Origin of the sequence: Pseudarthrobacter siccitolerans (assembly GCF_001046895.1) — a bacterium.
GTDB lineage: Bacteria > Actinomycetota > Actinomycetes > Actinomycetales > Micrococcaceae > Arthrobacter > Arthrobacter siccitolerans.
In genome coordinates this window covers 62,718-87,353 of record NZ_CAQI01000040.1, presented here as the reverse complement: position 1 = coordinate 87,353, position 24,636 = coordinate 62,718, and the positions used below count along the sequence as shown (strand labels likewise).

Genomic DNA, 24,636 nt, shown 5'->3' with positions numbered 1-24,636 from the left:
GTTTAGGCGAGCCCGGGGCTCAAACCAGCACCAGGTCATCTACGTGAACAACTTCACGGTCGTAACCCGTGCCGAGGGCCTCGCCAAGGTCCCGGGTGGAACGGCCAAGCATCTGCGGCAACTCAGCCGACGAGTAGTTGACGAGCCCCCGCGCCACCACGGTGCCGTCGGCACTGGCGATCTCGACGGCGTCGCCCGCTTCAAAGTCGCCATGCACAGCGGAGATGCCTGCCGGCAGCAGTGAGGTGCGGTGATGCCGCACGGCTTTCACGGCGCCGTCGTCCAGGACAAGGCGGCCCTGAACGGATGCCACGTGGGCGAGCCAGAGCAGGCGGACGGGCTTGCGGGCCCCGTTGACCGTGAACCAGGTGCCAACGTCCTCGCCATTCAGCGCGGCGGCTGCGTTGGGCGTTGAGGTGACCAGGGCGTGGATCCCGGAGCCGGCCGCCATGGTGGCTGCCTCGACTTTGGTCTGCATGCCGCCGGTGCCCACGCCGGCTTTGCCGGTCTTGCCGATGGACACCCCTTCGAGGTCCTGCGGGCCTTCAACGAGCGGGATTCTTTTCGCACCGAGCGACGGCGGGCCGTCGTACAGGGAGTCAACGTCGGACAGCAGCACCAGCGCATCGGCCCGCACCAAGTGGGCCACCAGGGCGGCCAGGCGGTCGTTGTCGCCGAAACGGATTTCATGGGTGGCCACGGTGTCGTTTTCGTTGACCACCGGAACCACGCCGAGGTTCAGCAGCCGGTCCAGGGCACGGAAAGCATTGGTGTGCTGGCTGCGGCGCATCAGGTCCTCCGCCGTAAGCAGCACCTGGCTGACGGTCACGCCGTGTGCGCCGAAGGCCTGGGTATAGCGGGCCATCAGCAGGCCCTGGCCCACACTGGCCGCAGCCTGCTGGGTGGCGAGGTCGCGCGGGCGCTTGGCCAGGCCCAACGGGGCCAGGCCGGCGGCGATGGCGCCGGAGGAGACGAGGATGATCTCCGTGCCGGTGTTGCGCTTGGCGGCCAACGCATCAGCGAGGGCCGTCAGTGATTCCTCGGAGATGCCGCCCTTGATGCTGGTCAGGGAGGATGAACCCACCTTGACCACGATCCTGCCCGCGTTCGCGAGCACGCTCCTGTCCACGGAACGGGTGAGCGGTACCGCGGCTGCAGCCCTAGAACTCATCGTCTGTGTCCAGTCCACTCTCCTTGAGGGGCTTGGCCACCCGGCGGCTGCTGACTGACTCGGTCCAGATGCCTGCCTTGCGCTCCGCTTCCAGTTCGGCGCGGGCGGCCGCCTTGGCGTCCTTCCGCTCCTGCTGCTCGTCGCGCTTCTGGCTGCGGGTGGGCCGGTCGCCGATGTCCGCAAACCGGATGTCGGTGCCGCGCGGGGATGCGAGGAGCTCTGCGCCCGCCATCATGGTGGGCTCCCAGTCGAAGACAACGCCGTCGTCTTCGCCGATCACCACGGTGTCGCCGGGCTTGGCACCCTGCTTGAACAGTTCGGCCTCCACACCGAGCTTGGCCAGGCGGTCGGCGAGGTAGCCAATGGCTTCCTCGTTGGTGAAGTCCGTCTGCTTGACCCACCGCACGGGCTTCTCGCCCAGGACGCGGAACAGCGGCTCAAGGTTCTTTTCCTCGCGGCGGATCTTGAACCCGGACTCGTTGACAGCGCGCGGCCGGAGCACGGCCGGCTGGACCTTGGGCGGAGCAGCAGCCACGGCATCACGTGCGGCCTTGACGATTCCGGCCATGGCGAAGCCGAGCTGGCGGAGGCCCTCGTGGCTGGTGGCCGATACCTCAAACACCTGGTAGCCGCGGGATTCAAGTTCGGGACGCACAAAGTCGGCCATGTCCTTGCCGTCCGGCAGGTCCACCTTGTTCAGCGCGACCAGGCGCGGACGGTGGTTGAGCGGAACAACCTCACCGTCCTGCCCGGCGTAGCTCATGTCCACGGCGTACTTTTCCAGTTCGGCCTCGATGATGGCCAGGTCGGACAGGGGGTCGCGGTCCGATTCAAGGGTGCCGCAGTCCAGGACGTGGACCAGCGCTGCGCAGCGCTCGACGTGGCGCAGGAAGTGGTGGCCCAGTCCCCTGCCCTCGCTGGCGCCTTCGATGAGGCCGGGAACGTCGGCAATGGTGAAACGGACTTCACCGGCCTGTACAACACCGAGGTTGGGGACCAGCGTGGTGAAGGGGTAATCGGCGATCTTGGGGCGGGCGGCGGACATGGCAGCGATCAGGCTCGACTTGCCGGCGGACGGGAAGCCCACCAGGGCGATGTCGGCGATGGACTTCAGCTCGAGGATGACGTCCCGGGACTCACCTTCGATACCAAGCAGCGCGAATCCGGGCGCCCGGCGTTTCTGCGAGGAGAGAGCAGCATTGCCCAGGCCGCCGATGCCGCCTGCTGCCGCCACGAACTCGGCACCTTCGCCCACGAGGTCCGCCAGCACGGTGCCGTCCTTGGATTTGACCACGGTGCCGTCCGGGACGGGGAGGATGAGGGTCTCGCCGTTCTTTCCGCCGCGCCAGTCGCCCATGCCCGGGCCGCCGTTGCTGGCGTGCCGGTGCGGTGCGTGGTGGTAGTCGAGGAGGGTGGTGGTCTGGTGGTCCACGCGGAGGATGACGTCGCCGCCGTTGCCGCCGTCGCCGCCGTCGGGACCGCCCAGCGGCTTGAACTTCTCCCGGTGGACGGAGACGCATCCGTTGCCGCCGTTACCGCCGGATACGTGCAGTACTACCCGGTCTACAAAGCTGGCCACGTGGATCTCCTCAGTGCTGTTTCCTGGACGCCGCGGGGCGCCAAGAAGATTGTAATGCGGTTAAAAGAACAGTGGAGCGGACCCTCAGGCCCGCTCCACCGCTTCAGAACTGTTTGTTACTCTGCAGCTGCAGCAGCAACGATGTTGACGACGCGACGACCGCGGCGGGTGCCGAATTCAACGGCTCCCGGGGTCAGTGCGAACAGGGTGTCGTCGCCGCCACGGCCAACGCCGGCGCCCGGGTGGAAGTGGGTGCCGCGCTGGCGGACGATGATCTCGCCAGCCGAAACAACCTGGCCGCCGAAGCGCTTGACGCCGAGGTACTGAGCGTTGGAATCACGACCGTTGCGAGTGGAGCTCGCGCCCTTTTTATGTGCCATCTGAAATGCCTGCCTTTAATTCTGGAGAATCTGCTGAAAAACCTGAACAGTAACCGGTGGTTACTTGATGCCAGTGATCTTGACCTTGGTCAGTTCCTGGCGGTGACCCTGGCGCTTCTTGTAACCGGTCTTGTTCTTGAACTTCTGGATCACAATCTTCGGACCACGGAGGTCGTTCAGGATCTCAGCTGTAACAGTTACCTTGGCCAGGTCAGCAGCGGCAGTGGTGATCTTGTCACCATCAACCAGGAGCAGCGCGGGCAGCTGAATGGTGCTGCCAGCCCCACCGGCGACGCGGTTCAGGGTAACGAAGTCTCCAACGGAAACCTTCTCTTGGCGGCCGCCTGCGCGGACAATCGCGTACACCACTTGGGAACTCACTTCTCTCGACGTTTATAACTAAATTTGCGTGCGGAACCGACTATCAAAAGCCTGGTTTCTCGCTGTGCCTCAACGCCGTGGGGTCATAACCCAAGTGTTGGCGTAAGCACCGAAGATCCAGAATACGCTAATTTTGTCTTCGGCCGCAAATGAGGCTGGTCCCCGGCGGGTTGCTGTGATAGGTACCACAGTCCAGGTCCGGCGTCCGCACCCTGCCCCACCATAGTACCGGTCCGCCCGCCGGCCCCCGTTCAGGAGTGCAGGCGCGGCGCGTCGAAGAAGTCCACTTCCAGCCGGCAGGACTGCTTGAACGCGGTAATCATGGCCTCCCTGTCCGCGGCCGAGGCTTTGCGCCCGGCCTCATCCACGATGGCAATGGCCCGGCGCGTGGCGGCGGCGAAGTCTTCATCGGCGTAGGTCCGCAGCCAGGCCGCGTACGGGTGCCCGGCGGGTTCGCCGGCGGCGAGGAACCGGGCGTGCAGTGTGGCGCCCACCTCCGCGTAGAGCCAGAAGCAGGGCAGGACGGCGGCCGCCAGGACGGCATAGCTGCCCGACGCCGATGCTGCCGTCAGGTGGTCGACGTAGGACTTTGTAACCGGGCCGAGTTGGGGCTGGACGGTGCGGGTGCTCAGCCAGGAGCGGTGCAGTTCCGACTCGACCTCCAGGCATTGGCTCGCAGATCCGGCCCAGAAGAGCTGTTCGGCCTCGGTCGGCGCCAAGGCACTCGCCCTGGCGAGCACGCGCGAATAGCCGTTGAGGTAGATCGCGTCCTGCGCAAGGTAGTACGCGAACTCTTTCTCCTGCAGGCTGCCCGAAGCCAGGCCGTGGATGAAGTCCAGGGCATAGATGTCCTTCAGGTCCGGCTGGGCCTCACTCCAGAGTTGGGCGGCGAAGCTGCCTTCGGGCAGGAGCGGCTGGAGGTGGTGGAAGTGGTGCACGGGGCCGTTGCCGGTTCCCACCTCCAGCGTTCCGGAGGCTTCCAGGGCGCCTGCCAGCCAGGGCTTGACTTCGCGCAGCGACGCTTCCCAGTCCCCCAGCCGCGCCTGGGCAGTGGCCATCGCGGAGGACAGCGAACAGCCGGTGCCGTGGCTGTTCCGGGTAGCCACGCGCTCCCCCGGCAACACCACCACTTCCCCGGACAGGAGGCCTGCGGTGTTCACCAGGGCATCCGGGCACTCTTCGCTGTCCAGGTGCCCGCCCTTAACCAGCACGGTGGCCCCGGTAGCCGTAGACAGTGCGCGTCCCTGCTCCAGCGCCCCTGCCCAGTCCTCCTGGACGTCGCCGCCCACCAGCATGGCGAGCTCAACGAGGTTGGGGGTGATGAGGTGGGCCAGCGGCAGGAGCGCGTGCAGCGCGGCTTCGGCGGACTCCTGCAGCAGCCGGTCCCCGCTGGTGGCAACCATCACCGGGTCCAAGACCACGACGGCGGGACGAACCTTGCGGAGCCACTCCCCTACCACCTCGATCACCTCGGCACTGCCGAGCATTCCTATCTTGACGGCATCGATGGCGATGTCATCACTGAGGGCGTCCAGCTGCGCGGCCAGGAAATTGGCCGGCGGCACGTGGACGGACCGCACGCCCTGGGTGTTCTGGGCGGTGAGGGCCGTGATGGCGGCCATCCCGTAGCCGCCGAGTGCAGCAATGCTTTTGAGGTCGGCCTGGATTCCGGCGCCGCCGGATGGATCGGAGCCCGCAATGGATAACACCCGGGGTACGGGACGGTCTGGCTGGGTGGATGCAGGGAACGTTGCGGGCGCGGTTGCCGGGGTGGCAGTGGGCATTGCAAGAGTCGCAGACAAGAGGACATCCCTTCGCCGGTGCTAGCCGGACAGGTTCAACGGGTGTGGATCTCAGCCGGCTCTCTGCGCGGCACCCCGTGTCGGTTCCCCAGCCTAGCTTTTTTGGCGGCCGCAGGCAGAAGGTGACACTTTGCGACCGGCCCCGCGGCCAGCCATGCCCTCGCCCCTAGATACGGTTCGGGAGCAGGTACGGGAATGCCCGGCCGGCCACTGTTGGTGGCCGGCCGGGCATTCCTGCTGATCGTCAGCGTTCCTTGACCTCTCAGAGCTCCGAGGCCGGAACCCCTACGCCGAGGATGATGGGCGCCTCGGCTGCCTTGGCTGCCGGCTTTTCGCCACCCGTGCTGCCGGTGCCTGCCTGCTCGGGAGCTTTGGCCTCATGGGAGTGGCCCGCGCCGGCTGGCGCAACGTCCTCGTGCTGCTGCACGGCGGTTTCGTTGGCAGCGCCCTGCGCACGGCTGGCGCTGCGGTGGCGCCGGGGCCGCCGCTGCCGCGTCTGCTCCAGTGTGTGGTCGCTGTAATCCTTCTCGGGTGCCGCAGCGCGCTGCGGGACCCGAGACTGCTGCACCGGCGCCGCAGGCTCGGCCTGGGGCTCCTGCTCAGGTTCCGCCGGCGCCTGCTGTCCTTCCGTGTCCGGCTCCGCTTCGGGTTCCGTGGCGGGCTGGCCGAGATGGGCGAACGCCTCCGCGAGCCGGTCCAGGGTCAGTGCCGGCCGCGGCTGCTGCTCCTCCGCGTGCTCCACAAACGGCAGCACAACCTTCTCGCCGCCGAAGGTCAGCACGGCAGCCGGCCGGGCATCGGCGTCGCGCTTTTCAGCTGCAGGAGCGGCAGGCTGCTCTCCGGCCGCCTGCCTGGCTGCGGCCACCTCGTCGTCATGCAGGTGCGCCGCGTGCGCAGCAGCGGCGATGTTGGCCAAGGCCAGCCTGGTGGCTTCAGCCTTGGCGTGACGTTCCGCATCCGAGGGGTCCGGGTGCACGGTGTGGATCTGCACGGCAGCAGCCGGCGCCGCTTCGGGCTGCTGGCCCCCGCGGCCCCGGCGCCGCTTGCGGTCCGGGCGGGCACCGGGCTGGTTGTTGTCCGGGCGGAGGCTGTCAGGGCGGTGGCCTTCATTGCGCGCTTCCGGCCGGCTGTCCGCACGCTGGACGTGGTGCTCGGCGGCCACGATGTTGGCGCGCCGGTGCTCCACGGGGTCGTCGTGGGTGACCACGCCGCGGCCTGCGCACGCTTCACACTGCTCGCCGAACACTTCGAGCAGGCCGGTGCCCATCCGCTTGCGGGTCATCTGGACCAGTCCAAGCGAGGTGACCTCGGCCACCTGGTGCTTGGTGCGGTCGCGTCCCAGGCATTCCACGAGCCGGCGCAGCACCAGGTCGCGGTTGGATTCCAGGACCATGTCAATGAAGTCGATGACGATGATGCCGCCGATATCGCGCAGCCGGAGCTGGCGGACCACTTCCTCGGCTGCCTCGAGGTTGTTTTTGGTCACCGTCTCTTCGAGGTTGCCGCCGCTGCCGGTGAACTTGCCGGTGTTGACGTCCACCACGGTCATGGCTTCGGTGCGGTCTATCACGAGCGAACCGCCCGAGGGGAGGAAGACCTTCCGCTCCAGCGCTTTGTGGATCTGCTCGTCGATGCGCCAGGCCGCGAAGATGTCCTGGTCCTTGGTCCACTTCTCGAGCCGGCCCACCAGGTCCGGAGCCACGTAGGTGACGTAGGCCTCGATGGTGTCCCAGGCTTCCTCGCCGGAGACGATGAGCTTGGAGAAGTCCTCATTGAAGACGTCGCGGACCACCTTGATGGTGAGGTCCGGTTCGCCGTAGAGCAGCTCCGGGGCAAGGATCTTGGTGGACTTCGACTGGCTCTCGATGCCCTCCCACTGGGCGCGCAGCCGGTTGATGTCGTGCGTCAGCTCTTCCTCGGAAGCGCCTTCGGCAGCGGTGCGGACAATAACGCCGGCCTGCTCGGGGAGGCGGTCCTTCAGGATGCGCTTGAGGCGGTTGCGTTCGACGTCGGGCAGCTTGCGGGAGATGCCGGTCATGGACCCGCCGGGCACGTACACGAGGTAGCGGCCGGGCAGCGAGATCTGGCTGGTCAGGCGGGCGCCCTTGTGGCCTACGGGGTCCTTGGTCACTTGGACCAGGACTGTATCGCCGGACTTCAGCGCGTTTTCGATCCGGCGCTGCTTGCCCTCGAGGTTAACGGCTTCCCAGTTGACCTCGCCTGCGTACAGGACGGCGTTGCGGCCGCGTCCGATGTCCACGAAAGCAGCTTCCATGGACGGCAGTACGTTCTGGACCTTGCCCAGGTAGACGTTGCCGATCAGGGAGTCCTGCTGCGTCTTGGACACAAAGTGCTCGGCCAGGACGCCGTCTTCGAGGACGGCGATCTGGATTCTGTCATCGCGCTGGCGGACAATCATTTGCCGGTCCACGGATTCGCGGCGGGCCAGGAACTCGGCTTCGGTGATAACGGTGCGGCGGCGGCCGGTATCGCGGGACTCGCGCCGGCGCTGCTTCTTCGCTTCCAGGCGGGTGGAACCCTTGACACTGGTGACCCGGTTGCTGACCGGCGCTTCGGTGACGGCGCGCGGCGCACGGACACGGGTGACGGTGTTGGGCGGATCGTCTTCCCCGCCGCCCGTCAGCTCGAGGTCCTGGTCACCGCGGCGGCGGCGGCGGCGACGGCGGGAGGTGACACCTTCCTCCGCCTGCCCTGCAGTCTCCTCGTCGGCCTCGTCGGAGGCATCGGCGTCGGCCCCTTCACTGCCTTCAAGCTCAGCGTCTTCACCCTCGCCCGGACGGCCGCGGTTACGGCGGCCGCGGCCACGGCGCCTGCGGCGGCTGTTGGCGTCATCGGTGTCAGCGTCTTCGACTTCGTCCTCCCCCGGTTCCTCGGCGGCGGCAGGTACCGGGCGCACTACGGTGCTCAGGTCCGGAGCCTGGAAGAGCACGGAGGTGGGGGAAGTCGGCTCCAGGAACAGGGAGCCAAAGGGGCTGGCCGGCGCTGCGGGTGCCTGCTCCTTTGATGCTGCTTCTGCGGAAGCCTGTACGGGCTCCTGCGCGGGAGGAGCCTGTTGTGCGGGCGCTTCTGCGGCTGCGGCTTCTTCTACTGCGGGTTCTACTGGAGCCTCGTCTGCCGTGGCCGCGCCGGCCTCGACGGCGGACGGCACGGACGCGGCGGCCACCGGTTCCGCGGCCGGGGAGGCGGCAGGCGCGGTTTCCGCGGAGGGTCCTCCAGTTACCGGTTCCTCAACTGCGGATTCGGCTGCCGTTGCGGGCACGGCTTCGGCAGCAGCAGGCGCGGAGGTCTTGCGGGTGGCCACGCGGCGGCGGCGGACCGGCTTCGCTTTGGGCTCAGCCTCCACGGCGGCTTCGCCTGCTGATGCCGCCAGCGCAGGGGCCTCGGCCGGGAGTTCCGCGGCGTCAGGAGTTGCTTCCCCGGCAAAGGCCGGAAGCGGCTCAGCGACGTCCGCCTTCTTGCGGGAACGCGACCGCCGGACAGGCGCCTTGGCCCCGGCAGCGTCTGCTTCTCCGGCATCGGGGGCCGGGATCAGGGCGTCATCGGCTTTAGGTGCCGCTTTGCGCCGGGTCCTGGTGGCTTTCTTGGGCGCGGCCCCGGCCTCTGCGGCCTCCGTGGCCGGTGCGTCCTTGTTAACGGCTGAAACTTGTTCATTATCCATATGTGGCAACACTCCTGCCCCTGACGTACCGCCACATCCGGCACCCATTGGGGCACATATTGTCAAAACCCGCAGGCGTTGACAGAAGTCAAGTGGATACCCCCAGGTTCGCACCGGCAGTGGGGTGCGGCAGCCCATGGGGGCCGGCGGGATGTTCTAAAAACCCGTTGTTCTACATGCCACAACCAGGTGCCGTCCAATGGAGTCGCGGGAGACCGCCTCGGTGGAACCGATGCCTGCCCTGCTCATCATTGGCGGTCTTGGGAACAAGCCACCGGACCGGAGTCCGAATGTGGTTCGGCTTCCAGCCACGTTCATTCTCTCATACCCGGAGTAAATCGCCGCGGAAGCCAGCGTGCGCCGTCGGCCCGGGTCCGGCACCTGGACGGCCCTTCCAGCCTCCGGCGTTACAATCAGGGCAAGGAGCACCGGATGAAAAGGACGCCACACCCATGCCCAGCATCTCCCCCCTCAGCGGTACCCCGGCGCCGGAACGGAGCCTGGCCCAGGACAGCGGTCCCGCTGCCCGGGCAGCGGGAGCCGTTCCGCCCATGACCCGGAACCGGCCTTTCGGCTGGCTGCTGGTGATCACGGGGGTGATCGGCTGGCTCGCCTCCGGAACCCTGGTCCTGGAAAAGCTCGAGGTCCTGAAGGACCCGAACCACGTCACCGTGTGCGACGTAAACCCCTGGATCTCCTGCGGCCAGGTGATGCAGACATGGCAGAGTTCCCTGTTCGGCTTCCCCAACATGTTCATCGGCATCGTCGCTTTCGCCATCATCATCACGGTAGGCATGGCCCTGCTCGCCGGTGCCACGTTCGCCCGCTGGTACTGGCTGGGGCTCCAGGCAGGTGTCACCCTTGGCTTCGCTTTCGTGGTGTGGCTGTGGTCCCAGGCCCTCTATGACATCCGCGTCCTGTGCCCGTTCTGCATGATCGTGTGGGCCGCCATGATTCCGCTCTTCGTCTGGGTGACCATCCGGAACATCACCGCCGGGGTGATCCCGGTGCCGGCCAACGCAGCCCGGGTCCTGGGCGACTCCGGCTGGATCATCACCGCGCTGCTCTACGTGGCCGTCATCGCCACCATCTTCTTCGCCTTTATCCAGGTCTTCACGGGAACCTCCGGGTTCTAAGCCTGCCGCGGAGTGCGCGGGATGACAGATAAGGCCGATGTTCTTCACGAACATCGGCCTTATCTGTCATCTCGGCGGGATCAGCCCTGGAACCAGATCTTGATTTCACGCTCGGCGGAGTCGGTGGAATCGGAGCCGTGCACCAGGTTCTGCTGGACCTTCAGGCCCCAGTCGCGGCCGAAGTCGCCGCGGATGGTGCCGGGGGCGGCAGTGGTGGGGTCGGTGGTGCCGGCGAGGGAACGGAAACCTTCAATGACGCGGTGGCCCTCAAAGATGGCTGCCACTACCGGGCCGCTGAGCATAAATTCCACCAGGGGCTCGTAGAAGGGCTTGCCCGCGTGCTCCTCGTAGTGCTGTTCGAGCAGTTCGCGGGTGGCGTCCACCTTCTTCAGCTCAGCCAGGGTGTAGCCCTTGGCTTCGATCCGGGCCAGGATGGCGCCGGTCAGGTTGCGGGCGACGCCGTCGGGCTTGATCAGGACGAGGGTGCGCTCAATAGTCACAACTGCTCCAATGCGTTGGTAAGGGGTTTCGGGGACAAGTCTACGGGGACCGGCGTCAGGTGGCCTGGGCCTGCTGGTCCGGCCCGGCGGCCTGGTCCGGATGGGCTGCTTCCCATTCGGCCTGTTCGCGGGCCCGCTGGCCGGCTTCCCGGTCCAGCCGGATGCCCGTGCGGATTCCGTACCACCAGGCAATGGCGAACAGTGCTCCCACCAGGAACATGGCCGGCTCGAAGATGCCGGTAAGGATCAGGACGAGCTGCAGGATCCAGCCCAGGCCGACGCCCCAGGGCTTGCTGAGGAAGGCACAAGCCACGATCATCACCACGCTCAGGCCGATGCCCACGCCCAGGATCAGGGCCGGCGGAAATTCCCCGCGGCGCAGTCCAAACACCGCCAGGGTGGCGAAGAACATCACGAATGCTTCCAGCAGCAGCACGGTGGAGGCGAACATAACCTTCGTGGAGCGGCGCTTTTTGGGCATGCCCGGGCGCCACTCGCGCTGGGCTTTGGTCAGTCTGGCCACGGCCTACGCCTCCGTCTTTCCAAGCAGGATCCGGGCTTCGGCCACCAGCGTGATGGAACCGGTCACCAGCACGGCGCCGGACAGGTCGTCGTTGGCTTCGGCGCGTTCCACGGCCCATTCCAGGGCGTCGTCGAGCTTCTCGGCGATGTGCACGTTGTCCTCGCCGAAGCCAAGGTCGATGGCCAGTTCGGCCAGTTCGGCCGCCGGTACGGCCCGCGGGGAATTCGACTGGGTGAAGCAGTATTCCTCCGCCAGGCCGCCGAGGGATTCCTTGAGTTGGCGGAGGACTTCCTCGGCGTCCTTTTCCTTCAGCACGCCCACCACCGGAACCAGGCGGGTGAACGTGAAAGCCTCCTGCAGTGCTGCCGCCGACGCTTTGATGCCGTCCGGGTTGTGGGCGGCGTCCACCACGATGGTGGGTGCCGTGCGGACCACTTCGAGCCGGCCGGGTGAGGTGGCTGCGGCGAACCCTTCCTGCAGCACGTCGAAGCCGAGTTCCTTCCCGCCGAAGAAGGCCTCCAGGGCTGCCACTGCAACGGCGGCGTTCTGTGCCTGGTGGGCTCCGTGCAGCGGCACCAGCAGGTCCGGGTAACGGCCCGCGATGCCCTGGATGGTGACCATCTGACCGCCCACGGCCACGGTCCGGGACTCGACGCCGAACTCCACCCCTTCGAACTTGAAAGGAACGCCCACGTCTTTGGCCTTCTCGAGCAGGACCTGCGCCGCGTCAAGGGGCTGGGCGGCGCTGACGAGGTAGCCGCCAGGCTTGATGATCCCGGCCTTTTCGTGGGCGATGTCTCCGGTGGTGTCACCCAGCAGGTCCGTGTGGTCCAGGGAGATAGGCGTGACCACCGAAACCTGCCCGTCCCCCACGTTGGTGGCGTCCGTGATGCCGCCGAGTCCCACTTCGATGACCGCCACGTTGACGGGCTGGTCGGCGAAGATGGCGAAGCCCAGGATGGTGAGGCATTCGAAGTACGTCAGCCGGGGCTGCCCCTCAGCTTCCAGTTCCGAGTCCACGATCTGCAGGTAGGGCCGGATCTCGTCCCAGATCCGCACGAAGGTCTCATCCGAAACAGGGTGGCCGTCGATGCTGATCCGTTCGGTGACCTTGGACAGGTGCGGGCTGGTGTACCGGCCGGTGCTCAGGCCGTGGGCCCGCAACACCGATTCGATCATGCGGGCCGTGGAGGTCTTGCCGTTGGTCCCGGTGACGTGGATGATCGGGTACGCCTTGTTGGGCTCCCCCAGCACATCCATCGCCCGGAACAGCGGGGCAAGCCGCGGCTCCATCTTGTTTTCCGGCGCCCGGCCCAGCAGTTCTGCGTAGACGCTCTCTACGGAAAATTCGTCAGTCATGGATCAGGCCTCTACTTTTTCGACGGCGACTACCGGTTCGGCGGCGTCCGTTGGTTCTGCCGTGAGGTCCACGGTGAGGGTCTCACCTTTTACCAGGTCCGCATTGGCCAGCAGGGCGTCGACGACGTTCTGACGGGCGCTCACGGAGGTCCGGATCCGGTCGCTGACATTCAGTCCGGCGTCCTTGCGTGCCTGCTGGATGGACCTGACCATGTCCCGGGCCAGGCCTTCGGCCTCCAGTTCGGGGGTGACCTCGGTGTTGAGGACCACGAAGCCGCCGCCGGGGAGGACCGCCACGGAGGCGGACCCGCCGTCGTTCTCTGCCACCACTGTTTCCAGCGTGTATTCCTGCGGTTCCAGCTGGAGCCCGCCCGCGGTGACTATACCGGCGTCGGAGACTGACCAGTCGCCGGACTTGGAGCCCTTGATGGCGGCCTGGACGTTTTTGCCCAGGCGCGGACCGGCGGCGCGCGCGTTGACCACGAGCTTCTGCTGGATCCCAAATTCTTCGGGGGACGCCGTGGCGGCGTCCAGCAGGCGGACAGAGCGGAGGTTGAGTTCGTCCGCGACGACGGCGGCGAAGCCACCCAGCGCATCGGCACCGGGTGCCACCACGGTCAGTTCCTGCAGCGGCAGGCGCACGCGCAGGTTTGCTGCCTTCCGGAGCGAGGAGCCGGTGGAGCAGATCTGCTGGACCCTGTCCATGGCCTGCACCAGGTCCGGGTTCGCGGGGAACAGCTCCGCTTCGGGCCAGTCGGCCAGGTGCACGGAGCGGCCGCCGGTGAGGCCGCGCCAGATCTCCTCGGACACCAGCGGCAGGAGGGACGCCGCCACCCGGGTGACCGTCTCCAGCGCGGTGAACAGGGCGTCGAAGGCGTCCTGGTCCTCGTCAAAGAACCGCTGCCGGCTCCGGCGGACGTACCAGTTGGTGAGCATGTCCAGGTAGCTGCGCAGTTCGTCACAGGCGCCGGAGATGTCGTAGGTGTCCAGCTGCGCCGTCATGTTCCGGACCAGTTCGCCGGTGTTGGCCAGCAGGTACTGGTCCAGCGTGTCGGCGTAACCGTCATAGCGCAGCTTGGCGTCGTAGCCGGCGCCGCCGTTGGCTGCGTTGGTGTAGAGCGTGAAGAAGCTGTACACGTTCCACAGGGGCAGGATGACCTGGCGGACGCCGTCGCGGATGCCCTGCTCGGTGACCACCAGGTTGCCGCCGCGCAGGATGGGGCTGGACATCAGGAACCAACGCATGGCGTCCGAGCCGTCGCGGTCCAGCACCTCGGAAACGTCCGGGTAGTTGCGCAGGCTCTTGGACATCTTCTGCCCGTCCGAGCCGAGCACGATGCCGTGGCTGATGACGTTGCGGAAGGCGGGCCGGTCAAACAGGGCGGTGGAGAGGATGTGCAGCATGTAGAACCAGCCGCGGGTCTGGCCGATGTACTCCACGATGAAGTCGGCGGGGTTGTGGGTATCGAACCAGGCCTCGTTCTGGAACGGGTAGTGCACCTGGCCGTAGGGCATGGAGCCGGAGTCGAACCAGACATCCAGTACGTCCTCCACACGGCGCATCACCGACTGGCCCTCTTCCGGGGTGCGGGGATCGTCCGGGTTGGGCCTGGTGAGTTCATCGATGAACGGGCGGTGCAGGTCCACCTGGCCGTCGTTGTTCAGCGGCAGCCGGCCGAAGTCCGCCTCGATCTCCGCGAGCGAGCCGTACACATCGGTGCGGGGGTATTCGGGGTCGGTGGACTGCCAGACGGGGATGGGGCTGCCCCAGTAGCGGTTGCGGCTGATGGACCAGTCACGGGCGTTTTCCAGCCACTTGCCGAACTGGCCGTCCTTGACGTTGCCCGGGATCCAGTTGATCTCCTGGTTCAGTTCGGACATCCGGTCCTTGAACTTGGTGACCTCCACGTACCAGGAGGACACGGCGCGGTAGATCAGCGGGTTGCGGCAGCGCCAGCAGTGCGGGTAGCTGTGCTCGTAGCTGGCCTGGCGGACCAGGCGGCCCTGGGCGCGAAGGACCTGGGTGATGGGCTTGTTGGCCTCGAAGACCTGCAGGCCCACGATGTCGTGCAGGTCGCCGTGCTTGAACAGCGGCAGGAACCTGGCGCCCTCATCCACGGACAGGATCACCGGGATGCCGGCTTCCTCGCAGACCTTCTGGTCGTCCTCACCGTAGGCGGGAGCCTGGTGGACGATGCCGGTGCCGTCGGTGGTGGTGACGTAGTCGGCCACGAGGATCCGCCAGGCGTTCTCCATGCCGTATTTTTCGTTGTCGCTGAAGTCCTGCCACAGCGGCTGGTATGCCAGGCCTTCCAGCTCGGCGCCGGTGTGCGTGGAAACGACGGCGGCCTGCGCGGCCTGGAAGTCGTCGTACCCGAGGTCCTTGGCGTAGCTGGCCAGCAGGTCGGCGGCCAGCAGGAAGCTGCCGCGGACCGGGGCGTCCGGGGAGGCAGCCTTGATGCCGTTGGGTCCTGCCGGCAGCACCGCGTAAGTGATGGCAGGCCCGACGGCGAGCGCTGCGTTGGTGGGCAGGGTCCAGGGCGTGGTGGTCCAGGCGAGGGCCTGCACGCCGGCCAGCTGCCGGGACAGTTCGGACTCCCCGGCAAGCAGGGGGAAGGTCACCGTGACGGTCTGGTCCTGGCGGTTCTTGTAGACGTCGTCATCCATGCGCAGCTCATGGTTGGACAGCGGCGTCTCGTCCTTCCAGCAGTAGGGCAGCACGCGGTAGCCGTTGTAGGTCAGTCCCTTTTCGTGCAGCTGCTTGAACGCCCAAAGGACGGACTCCATGTACTCGACGTTGAGGGTCTTGTAGTCGTTGTCGAAGTCCACCCAGCGTGCCTGGCGGGTGACATAGTTGCGCCATTCGTCGGCGTACTTCATGACCGAGGCGCGGCAGGCGTCGTTGAATCTGTCGATGCCCATGGCTTCGATCTGGGTCTTGTCCGTCATGCCGAGCTGCTTCATGGCTTCCAGCTCCGCGGGCAGGCCATGGGTGTCCCAGCCGAAGCGGCGCTCCACGCGCTTGCCGCGCTGGGTCTGGTAGCGGCCCACGAGGTCCTTGGCATACCCCGTCAGCAGGTGGCCGTAGTGCGGCAGGCCGTTGGCGAACGGCGGGCCGTCGTAGAACACGAACTCGTTGCTGCCGGGTTCCCCGCCGGGGGCGTCGGCGCTGCGCTGGTCGATGCTGGCCTGGAAGGTGCCGTCCTGGTCCCAGTACTTGAGGATGCGCTCTTCGATTTCCGGGAACTTCACGGAAGCGGACACGCCGGCGTTGCGGCTGGAAGAGGTGCCATTGGCGGAGGCTGAGGCCTTGGGGTAATACGTCATTCTCGACATCCTGGGTTGAGCTTGGCGAACTGCCGGCTTGCGCCTTTCGTTCCGTTCAGGATGCAAGGACGGCTGCCGTGTTGTCCTCCCGGACTCCACGCCCACCGCGGTACCACCTCACTTACCGGCGCTGCCGGCTCCCTGGGGAACCGTCCTGCTCCGGCCGCTCATTGACTGCTGTGACGGGCTTACCCGTCCGGTTCTACTGGCGCCGTCCGCAGGTGCGGCGGTTGGCGTGTTCTTCCGGAAGCTCGCCGGTGATAGCCGGGTCATAGCCGTACCCGAGTCTACTATTTCCACGGCCCGGCCACCAATAATGGAGCGTATGCGGAAGAACCGGGCAGGACAGCGTGGCGGAGGGCATTCCCGCCGCGGTTCCTGGTGGCTGGTGATGGCTGCCGTGCTGGCCGTGCCGGGTGCGGTCCTGGTGGCGCTTCGCCTGGTTCCCTGGGACATCGGGACCCCGTGGATCCAGCTTTTGTCCTTCTTTCCTGCGGCGCTGATGACCACGACGGCCGCGCTGGCTGCTGCCGTTGTGGCGGCCTGTCTCCGTCCCGGCGCCCCACGGTTACTGGTGGCCGCGCTGGCGGCGGCGGTTCTCGCAGTCCAGTTCGGCCTGGTGCTGGACCGGATCGTGCCGGCTGCGGGGGCGGACAACGTGCAGTCCGCAGCCCTCCCGGCCGGCCAGGCGGCCGAAAACGCACTGCCCGGAAAACGGACGCTCACGGTGATGGCGGTGAATGTCGGTTCCACAGGGATCGACGCAGCGGCTTTGCTGGCGGAGGTGAAAAGCCGGGACATCGACATACTGGCCCTGCCCGAGCTCGCCCCGCAGGGACTGGAAGAGCTGGACAACGCCGGCCTGGCCTCCCTGCTGCCCGGCCGGGCCCTGGACGTGGACTGGGCCGGCACCGGAAGCGCACTCTTCGCGCGGTTGCCGCTGGAGCAGGTTGAACGGGTGCCCGGTTCGGTGTTTTACCAAAGCCGGGCCGTAGGCGTGATCCCGGGGTCCTCCGCACGGGTCCACCTGACCGCCGTCCATATCGACTCCCCGCGGCCGGGCCATACCCCCATGTGGCGGGCGGAACTGGGGCAGTTGGGGGAATTATGGCAGGCCGTGCCGGAAGGTGAACCCGCCATCCTGCTCGGGGACTTCAACGCGAGCGGGGACCACCGCGAATTCCGGGACCTGCTGGCCCGGGGACTGACCGATGCGGCACAGACCGCCGGCAAGGGCCTGGTCCCCACGTGGCCGGCGAATTCGCCGGTGCCCGCCTTCGCAGCCCTGGACCATGTGTTGGTCAGTCCGGGAATAGAGGTGATGGACTTCGACGTCGTGACCCTGCCGGGAACCGACCACGCTGCGGTAGTGGCCCGCCTGGCAGTGCCCTGAAATCAGGCTCTGCCGTGAAGGTCAGCCCTTGCGGATCAGCTTGTGATTGGCGGCCTGCGCCACCGGGCGGATCACTATCTGGTCCAGGTTCACGTGGTGCGGGGCACTGACCGCGTACCGGACCACGTCCGCCACGTCATCGGCGGTAAGCGGCTTGTCCACTCCCTGGTACACCTTCTGGGCGGCCTGCCGGTCACCAAGCCGGTTCAGCGCGAATTCCTCCGTAAAGACCAGCCCGGGCGCCACCTCGATGACACGGACGTTATTTTCGGCTTCCTCCAGCCGCAACGCCCCGGTCATGGCGTGCTGGGCGAACTTGGCAGCGTTGTAGCCGCCCCCGCCTTCATAGGCTGCCAGGCCCGCGGTGGAGGTCAGGTTCAGCACGGTCCCCTCGCCGTGGGCACGGAGCATGGGCAGGAACGCCCGGATGAGCTTCATGGTGCCCAGTACGTTGACCCGGTACATCCATTCCCAGTCCTCGGTGCTGGCCCCGCCCACCGTATCGGCGCCCCGGGCGCCGCCGGCGATGTTGATCAGCGTGTCGATGCCGCCCCCTTCGGTAACCCGGGCAAGGAGCCGGGACACGTCGTCGTCCGCGGAAACATCGGCAGGAATTCCGACGGCGCCGGTCTCGGCTTCCAGCGCGGCCAGCCGCTCCGCGCGGCGGGCCACAGCAAAAACTGTCCAGCCTTCCCCCGCCAGGGCGCGGACGGTCGCCTCGCCGATTCCGCTGCTCGCACCGGTCACCAAAGCTGCTTTTTTCTGGAAGTCCGAAGTCATGGCACCACACTAACCTTCCCTGCCCGGACACCACCCCGGCGTGTTTCCCCGGATGAAACGGGCGCTTCCAGCCTGCTGCCGGGCAGGGGGACACGCGCGGCCATGAAACAATTGGCAGATGGCTGAAGACAAACAGGGTACAGACACGCCCAACACCGCCCCCATCAACGTTCCGGACAAGCCGGCCCTCGAAGGCCTCGAAGCTGCCTTGACGCAGCGCTGGCTTGCCGAGGGGACCTACAAGTTCAACCCGGACACCACCCGGGAGCAGGTCTACTCGATCGACACTCCCCCGCCCACCGCCTCCGGATCGCTGCACGTGGGACACATGTTCTCCTACACGCAGACCGACGTGCTGGCCCGCTACCAGCGCATGATCGGCAAAAACGTCTTCTACCCGATGGGCTGGGACGACAACGGCCTGCCCACCGAGCGCCGGGTGCAGAACTACTACGGTGTGCGCTGCGACCCCGCCATCCCGTACAACCCGGACTACCGTCCCCCGGCACAGCCTGCCAAGAACCAGCGGGATTTCGATGTGGTCTCCCGCCGGAACTTCATCGAACTGTGCGAAGAGCTGGCCGTCGAGGACGAGAAGGTCTTCGAAAACCTCTTCCAGACGCTTGGCCTGTCCGTGGACTGGGAACTGACGTACCGCACCATCGACGACAACTCCAGGGCGGTATCGCAGCGCGCGTTCCTTGCCAATCTGGCCGCCGGCGACGCCTACATGGCCGAGGCGCCCACCCTGTGGGATGTTACGTTCCGCACCGCGGTGGCGCAGGCCGAGCTCGAGGACCGTGAGGTGCCCGGCGCCTACTACCGCTACCCGTTCTTCACCGAGGACGGCGAGCGGATCTACATCGAGACCACGCGTCCCGAACTGCTGGCGGCCTGCGCCGCCCTGGTGGCGAATCCCGACGACGAACGGTACCAGCCGCTGTTCGGCAAGAAGGTCACGTCCCCCGTCTTCGGCGTCGAGGTTGAAGTTAAGGCCCACCCTCTCGCCAAGGCGGACAAGGGCTCCGGCATTGCCATGGTGTGTACCTTCGGCGACCTGACGGACGTCACCTGGTGGCGCGAACTGCAGCTGCCCACGCGCGCCATCGTGGGCCGGGACGGCAGGATCGTCAGCGAGGCGCCCGAGTGGATCACCACGGACATCGGCCGTGAAGCCTTCGCTGCCATTGCGGGCAAGACCGTCTTCAGCGCCAAGGAGGAGGTGGTGAAGCTCCTCACCGCCGCGGACCTGCTGGACGGCGAGCCGAAGAAGATCATGCACCCCGTGAACTTCTACGAAAAGGGCGACAAGCCCCTCGAGGTTGTCACGTCCCGCCAGTGGTACATCCGCAACGGCGGCCGGGACGAGGACCGGCGCGAGCGGCTCATCGCACGCGGCCAGGAGATCGACTTCCACCCCGCCTTTATGCGCTCACGCTACGAGAACTGGATCTCCGGCCTGAACGGTGACTGGCTCGTATCGCGCCAGCGCTTCTTCGGCGTGCCCATCCCGGTCTGGTACCCGCTGGACGCCGACGGCAACCCGGACTACGACTCCCCCATCGTGCCCTCCAACGAGCAGCTCCCCGTTGACCCGGCGGCAGATGCCGCTCCGGGCTTCGACGAGGCGCAGCGCGATGTTCCGAACGGATTCACCGGCGACGCCGACATCCTGGACACCTGGGCCACGTCCTCACTGACGCCGAACATCGTGGGCGGCTGGAAGCGCGACGAAGAACTCTTCGCCAAGGTGTTCCCGTTCGATGTCCGCCCGCAGGGCCACGACATCATCCGGACCTGGCTCTTCTCCTCGGTGGTCCGTGCCGATGCCCTGGAGAACAGCGCGCCGTGGAAGCACGCCGCCATCTCCGGCTGGATCCTGGACCCGGACCGCAAGAAGATGTCCAAGTCCAAGGGCAACGTGGTGGTGCCCACCGACGTGCTGGAGGAATTCGGCTCCGATGCTGTCCGCTACTGGGCCGCCTCGGCGAAGCTCGGGGCGGACACCGCCTACGAGATCGCGCAGATGAAGATCGGCCGCCGCCTGGCCATCAAGCTGCTGAACGCCTCGAAGTTCGTGCTGAACCTCGGCGCCACCGAGGCTTCGGTGCTGTCCGGTGACCTCTCGGTGCTGTCCAACCCCCTGGACCGCGCAGTCCTCGCCCAGCTCGCCGAGGTTGTGGCGCAGTCCACCAAGGCGTTCGAGAACTACGACTACGCCCGGGCACTGCAGATCACCGAAAGCTTCTTCTGGCAGTTCACCGACGACTACGTGGAACTCATCAAGGACCGGGCCTACGGCGCCGCCGGCGAAGCCGAACAGGCTTCCGTCCTCGCAGCACTGGCCACCAGCCTGGACACCCTGCTGCGGCTGTTCGCGCCGTTCCTGCCCTTCGCCACCGAAGAGGTCTGGGGCTGGTGGCGGAACGGTTCGGTCCACCGCGCCCAGTGGCCCGCCCCGCTGGACGTACCCGGCGGCGACACCACCATGCTGGCCACCGTGGGTGTTGCCCTCAGCGGCGTCCGCAAGGCCAAGTCCGAGGCCAAGGTCAAGCAGCGCACGGAGGTCCTGTCCGCCACCATTACGGCGTCGGAGGCCCTGACCACGCAGCTGAAGGCAGGCCTTGCGGACCTGAAGGCGGCGTCGAACGCCCGCGAGATCACGCTCGTGGTGGGAGACGGCGAACTGACCGTCAGCGACGTGGCGCTGGCCGCCACCGAAGAGCCCGCACAGGCCTGACCGGCAGCGCCCTGTTTCAGGGCAGCCTGTTTCAGGGCAAAGGGGAAGCCCCATCAGCGTTTTGCCGTTGGTGGGGCTTCGACTTTTCGGCCATCCGGTGACGTCTTTGATGGTCTGGCAAGATCCTAGGAAATTTCAGGTCTTCCTACCTCGTCACTGGTAGCTTGTATCCGGCTTTGCCGATGGCTGCGTCAAATACATATCACTGAATCTTCGGTTCCTGCGTCCCTCTTCTTTCGAAGGGGGTAAGAACCATCATTGTCCTGCGCGTCCGGATGCGCAAGAGCCCCGGTAGAACTACAAGCGAGTAGTTCTACCAGGGCTCTTCGGCCTTCCCGCCGGACGGTTGGCAGGATCTGGTTCAGCTGAACTCAGGGCGCTCAGTGCGGCTGCGCTTCAACTCGAAGAAGTGCGGGTAGGACGCCAGGGCGGTGGTGGCGTCCCACAGCTTGCCTGCCTCTTCCCCGCGAGGGATCCGCGTGAGGACGGGGCCGAAGAAGGCGGTTCCATTAAAGGCCACCACGGGTGTTCCAACATCCTGGCCTACCAGCGAGATGCCTTCCTCGTGGCTGGCACGCAACTTTTCGTCGAAGGCGTCGGTGGCGGCCGCTTCAGCCAGCGAGGCGGGGAGGCCGCACTCGGCAAGGGCCTTGGTGATGACCAGGGCCCGGTCCTTCTCGCCGCGCTCGTGGATCAAGGTGCCCATGGCGTCACAAAGGGCCTTCACCGTTTCCTGGCCGTGTTCCTGCTGTGCCGCGATGATAACGCGGACCATGCCCCAGGCGTTGTCCATGGACTCGCGGTAGGCGGGCTCCAGGTCGCGGCCCTCGTTGAGGACGGCAAGGCTCATCACGTGCCACACCGTTTCGATGTCGCGGACGTCCTCCACTTCACCAATCCAGCGCGAGGTGATCCAGGCGTACGGGCACAGCGGGTCAAACCAGAAATCGGCCTTGTTCCGTGCAGTGTCAGTCATAGGGGTTGCTCCTTCAGGTGCAGGCGGCTGCGCAGAGGGCAGCCGCATCTGACGGTGTGTTGCGGAAGGTTTTCAGGCAGACTTGCGCCGCTTGGTGACGTGCGGGATCACGGTGGGCTCCGCGCCGCGGAGGACCACGTCCTCGGTGATCACCACGCTGGCCACGTCCTCGCGGCTGGGGAGATCGAACATCACCGGGAGAAGGACCTCCTCCATGATGGCCCGCAGGCCCCGGGCACCGGTGCCGCGCTCCAGCGCCTGCTCCGCAATGGCGTCGAGGGCGGTGTCGTCAAAGACCAGTTCCACGCCGTCGATCTGGAACATCTTCTGGTACTGCTTCACCAGGGCGTTCTTGGGTGTGGAGAGGATCTGGATCAAGGCGTCCCGGTCCAGGTTGGACACGGTGGTGATCACGGGGAGCCGGCCGATGAATTCCGGGATGAGCCCGAACTTCAGCAGGTCCTCCGGCATCACTTCGCCGTAGGAATCAATTTTTTTGCTGGCTTCATTGAGGGGTGCGCCGAAGCCGATCCCCTTCCGGCCGGACCTGGAACCGATGATCTCCTCGAGGCCGGCGAAGGCGCCTGCCACGATGAACAGGACGTTGGTGGTGTCGATCTGGATGAATTCCTGGTGCGGGTGCTTCCGGCCGCCCTGCGGCGGGACGGAGGCAACAGTGCCTTCCAGGATTTTCAGGAGCGCCTGCTGGACGCCCTCGCCCGAGACGTCGCGGGTGATGGACGGGTTTTCGCTCTTGCGGGAAATCTTGTCGATCTCGTCGATGTAGATAATGCCCTGTTCGGCCTTCTTGACGTCGTAGTCCGCGGCCTGGATGAGCTTGAGCAGGATGTTCTCCACATCCTCGCCCACGTAGCCGGCCTCGGTCAGGGCAGTTGCGTCGGCCACGGCGAAGGGAACGTTCAGGCGGCGGGCCAGCGTCTGGGCCAGGTAGGTCTTTCCGCAGCCGGTGGGACCGATGAGGAGGATGTTGGATTTGGCGATTTCGACGTCGTCATGGTGGCCGCCCTCGGCGAGGCTTCCGGACTTGGGTGCGTGGCCTGCCTGGATCCGCTTGTAATGGTTGTAGACGGCCACGGCGAGGGAGCGCTTGGCTGGCTCCTGGCCGATGACGTATTCCTGCAGGAAGTCGAAGATCTCCCGCGGCTTGGGCAGTTCGAAGCTGCCCAGATCGGCGACTTCGGCAAGTTCCTCTTCGATGATTTCGTTGCAAAGCTCAATGCACTCATCACAGATGTAGACACCGGGCCCGGCAATGAGCTTGCGCACCTGCTTCTGGCTCTTTCCGCAGAAAGAGCACTTCAGCAGATCCGTGCTCTCGCCAATCCGAGCCATATGTGAACCCCTTAGTATCTTGCTGCCAGGCAGCCTTGCACCGTTGCTGGAATCTTCACCAGCCTGCGTGGGCCGGTTGTGACAACATCCACTCTAGGTCACATTCGCTTCCGAGGGTGGAAGGAAAAGGCCGGTGGAGCCAAATGATTGGCACCACCGGCGCTTTACTTTACCGCTACCTGGTAATTGCCTGCGGTTTGATCTTGCGGGAATCCAGGACCTGGTCGATCAGGCCGTACACCTGGGCTTCTTCCGCGGTCAGGATCTTGTCGCGCTCGATGTCGTTATTGACCTGCTCGGACGTCCGTCCCGAGTGGTGCGCCAGGGTGTCCTCAAGCCAGGACCGCATGCGCATGACCTCGGCGGCCTGTATCTCCAGGTCGGAGGCCTGGCCGCCCTGGCCGCCGGAGAGCGCCGGCTGATGGATCAGGACACGTGCGTTCGGCAGCGCCAGGCGTTTGCCGGGCGTACCGGCAGCCAGCAGGACAGCCGCGGCACTGGCCGCCTGGCCGAGGCAGACCGTCTGGATCTCCGGGCGGATGTACTGCATGGTGTCGTAGATCGCCGTCATGGCAGTGAACGAACCGCCCGGTGAGTTGATGTACAGGGTGATGTCGCGGTCCGGGTCCGTCGATTCCAGCACCAGCAGCTGCGCCATGATGTCGTCAGCGGAGGCGTCGTCCACCTGGACACCAAGGAAGATGATGCGGTCCTCGAAGAGCTTGGTGTACGGGTCCTGGCGCTTGAAGCCGTAGGGCGTGCGCTCCTCGAACTGGGGCAGGACGTAGCGGCTGGACGGAAGATTACCGGCGGACCACCCGAAGTTGTAGTTCATTTTTATTGCTCCTGATCTGAGTGTTCTTGTGCCGGTCTAGTTCGCGGAGGGGGTCTCGCCCGTGGCGCCGTTGCTGTTCGAGGTTCCGCCGCCGCCGGCAACCGAGCCGGCGTGGGCGGCGATCTTGTCGAAGAAGCCGTACTCAAGGGCTTCGGTGGCCGTGAACCACTTGTCACGGTCGTTGTCCTTGAGGATGGTGTCCACGGTCTGGCCGGTCTGTTCGGCCGTCAGCTCCGCCATAACCTTCTTCATGTGCAGGATGAGCTCCGCCTGGATCTTGATGTCCGAGGCGGTGCCGCCGATGCCGCCGGAGGGCTGGTGCATCAGGACGCGTGCGTTGGGGGTGGCGTAGCGCTTGCCCTTGGTGCCCGAGGAGAGCAGGAACTGCCCCATCGAGGCGGCGAGGCCGGTGGCGACGGTGACGACGTCGTTCGGGATGAACTGCATGGTGTCGTAGATGGCCATGCCTGCGGTGACTGACCCGCCCGGAGAGTTGATGTAAAGGTAGATGTCCTTTTCCGGGTTCTCGGCGGACAGGAGCAACAGCTGCGAGCAGATGGCGTTGGCGTTCTCGTCACGCACCTCTGAGCCCAGCCAGATGATCCGCTCCTTGAGGAGGCGGTTGTAAATGTAGTTGTCCTGGGCTGCAGGATCGACAGTCGCCATCCGGGGGGCCTCTGCGTGCTGTGACATATGTACTTACCTCTCACTGGTGACGGTGA

18 protein-coding genes and 1 riboswitch are annotated in these 24,636 nt (G+C 66.2%); of the genes, 3 read left to right on the top strand and 15 right to left on the bottom strand.

Annotation, left to right across the window (positions count from 1 at the left end):
* Positions 1-19 precede the first annotated feature (19 nt).
* The 6 genes from proB to ARTSIC4J27_RS08700 all read right to left on the bottom strand — a co-directional run bounded on the left by proB (position 20) and on the right by ARTSIC4J27_RS08700 (position 8,992).
* A complete protein-coding gene (gene proB, locus ARTSIC4J27_RS08725) occupies positions 20-1,171 on the bottom strand; it encodes a glutamate 5-kinase (RefSeq protein WP_050054808.1) in 1,152 nt (383 codons plus the stop codon).
* Positions 1,161-2,750 (bottom strand): GTPase ObgE, encoded by a 1,590-nt coding sequence (obgE, locus tag ARTSIC4J27_RS08720; RefSeq protein WP_050054807.1) that lies wholly within the window; start codon positions 2,748-2,750, stop codon positions 1,161-1,163. Before obgE ends, proB begins: the two co-directional genes overlap by 11 nt.
* A 116-nt stretch (positions 2,751-2,866) precedes the next feature.
* Positions 2,867-3,130 carry a 50S ribosomal protein L27 gene (gene rpmA / locus ARTSIC4J27_RS08715; protein ID WP_009372867.1) on the bottom strand — a complete coding sequence of 88 codons (264 nt, stop codon included), beginning with the start codon at positions 3,128-3,130 and terminating at the stop codon, positions 2,867-2,869.
* A 60-nt stretch (positions 3,131-3,190) separates the two neighbouring features.
* Positions 3,191-3,499, bottom strand: coding sequence for a 50S ribosomal protein L21 (gene rplU / locus ARTSIC4J27_RS08710; protein ID WP_050054806.1), 309 nt, complete (start codon positions 3,497-3,499; stop codon positions 3,191-3,193).
* Between the two features lie 263 nt (positions 3,500-3,762).
* Positions 3,763-5,295, bottom strand: a complete 1,533-nt coding sequence (locus ARTSIC4J27_RS08705; protein ID WP_050054805.1) for a bifunctional hydroxymethylpyrimidine kinase/phosphomethylpyrimidine kinase — start codon at positions 5,293-5,295, stop codon at positions 3,763-3,765.
* Between the two features lie 8 nt (positions 5,296-5,303).
* A riboswitch (TPP riboswitch) is annotated at positions 5,304-5,401 on the bottom strand.
* Positions 5,402-5,575: 174 nt separating this feature from the next.
* Positions 5,576-8,992, bottom strand: coding sequence for an Rne/Rng family ribonuclease (locus tag ARTSIC4J27_RS08700; RefSeq protein ID WP_050054804.1), 3,417 nt, complete (start codon positions 8,990-8,992; stop codon positions 5,576-5,578).
* Between the two features lie 452 nt (positions 8,993-9,444).
* Here ARTSIC4J27_RS08700 and ARTSIC4J27_RS08695 point away from each other — a divergent pair, with 452 nt between their 5' ends.
* The gene (locus tag ARTSIC4J27_RS08695; RefSeq protein WP_050054803.1) at positions 9,445-10,128 is read left to right on the top strand and encodes a vitamin K epoxide reductase family protein; all 684 of its coding nucleotides are present in this window, start codon (positions 9,445-9,447) and stop codon (positions 10,126-10,128) included.
* An 80-nt stretch (positions 10,129-10,208) separates the two neighbouring features.
* On the opposite strand, the gene ndk is transcribed toward ARTSIC4J27_RS08695, so the two are convergent.
* The 4 genes from ndk to ileS are packed head-to-tail and all read right to left on the bottom strand — an operon-like array spanning position 10,209 to position 15,837.
* On the bottom strand, positions 10,209-10,628 hold the full coding sequence (gene ndk, locus ARTSIC4J27_RS08690; protein ID WP_050054802.1) for a nucleoside-diphosphate kinase: 420 nt from the start codon (positions 10,626-10,628) through the stop codon (positions 10,209-10,211).
* A gap of 55 nt (positions 10,629-10,683) precedes the next feature.
* Positions 10,684-11,151 (bottom strand): DUF4233 domain-containing protein, encoded by a 468-nt coding sequence (locus ARTSIC4J27_RS08685; protein ID WP_050054801.1) that lies wholly within the window; start codon positions 11,149-11,151, stop codon positions 10,684-10,686.
* A 3-nt stretch (positions 11,152-11,154) separates the two neighbouring features.
* Entirely contained in the window at positions 11,155-12,510 is a 1,356-nt protein-coding gene (locus ARTSIC4J27_RS08680) for a bifunctional folylpolyglutamate synthase/dihydrofolate synthase (protein ID WP_050054800.1), read from the bottom strand.
* 3 nt (positions 12,511-12,513) lie between these two features.
* Positions 12,514-15,837: an isoleucine--tRNA ligase gene (ileS, locus tag ARTSIC4J27_RS08675; protein ID WP_050054799.1), complete on the bottom strand. Its 3,324-nt coding sequence runs from the start codon at positions 15,835-15,837 to the stop codon at positions 12,514-12,516.
* A 325-nt stretch (positions 15,838-16,162) separates the two neighbouring features.
* Between ileS and ARTSIC4J27_RS08670 the strand changes: the two genes are divergently transcribed.
* Positions 16,163-17,230 carry an endonuclease/exonuclease/phosphatase family protein gene (locus ARTSIC4J27_RS08670; protein ID WP_050054798.1) on the top strand — a complete coding sequence of 356 codons (1,068 nt, stop codon included), beginning with the start codon at positions 16,163-16,165 and terminating at the stop codon, positions 17,228-17,230.
* A gap of 21 nt (positions 17,231-17,251) precedes the next feature.
* Here ARTSIC4J27_RS08670 and ARTSIC4J27_RS08665 read toward each other — a convergent pair whose 3' ends face one another.
* A complete protein-coding gene (locus ARTSIC4J27_RS08665; RefSeq protein WP_050054797.1) occupies positions 17,252-18,010 on the bottom strand; it encodes an SDR family oxidoreductase in 759 nt (252 codons plus the stop codon).
* Between the two features lie 118 nt (positions 18,011-18,128).
* Here ARTSIC4J27_RS08665 and valS point away from each other — a divergent pair, with 118 nt between their 5' ends.
* Positions 18,129-20,750 carry a valine--tRNA ligase gene (gene valS, locus ARTSIC4J27_RS08660; protein WP_050054796.1) on the top strand — a complete coding sequence of 874 codons (2,622 nt, stop codon included), beginning with the start codon at positions 18,129-18,131 and terminating at the stop codon, positions 20,748-20,750.
* A 361-nt stretch (positions 20,751-21,111) separates the two neighbouring features.
* Here valS and ARTSIC4J27_RS08655 read toward each other — a convergent pair whose 3' ends face one another.
* From ARTSIC4J27_RS08655 to ARTSIC4J27_RS08640, 4 genes are all read right to left on the bottom strand, one after another.
* On the bottom strand, positions 21,112-21,726 hold the full coding sequence (locus tag ARTSIC4J27_RS08655; protein ID WP_050054795.1) for a mycothiol-dependent nitroreductase Rv2466c family protein: 615 nt from the start codon (positions 21,724-21,726) through the stop codon (positions 21,112-21,114).
* Between the two features lie 72 nt (positions 21,727-21,798).
* The gene (gene clpX / locus ARTSIC4J27_RS08650) at positions 21,799-23,079 is read right to left on the bottom strand and encodes an ATP-dependent Clp protease ATP-binding subunit ClpX (protein WP_050054794.1); all 1,281 of its coding nucleotides are present in this window, start codon (positions 23,077-23,079) and stop codon (positions 21,799-21,801) included.
* 175 nt (positions 23,080-23,254) lie between these two features.
* Positions 23,255-23,914 carry an ATP-dependent Clp protease proteolytic subunit gene (locus tag ARTSIC4J27_RS08645; RefSeq protein WP_013601337.1) on the bottom strand — a complete coding sequence of 220 codons (660 nt, stop codon included), beginning with the start codon at positions 23,912-23,914 and terminating at the stop codon, positions 23,255-23,257.
* A gap of 36 nt (positions 23,915-23,950) precedes the next feature.
* Complete coding sequence (locus ARTSIC4J27_RS08640; protein WP_050054828.1) at positions 23,951-24,580, bottom strand: ATP-dependent Clp protease proteolytic subunit; 630 nt, start codon at positions 24,578-24,580, stop codon at positions 23,951-23,953.
* Positions 24,581-24,636 lie beyond the last annotated feature (56 nt).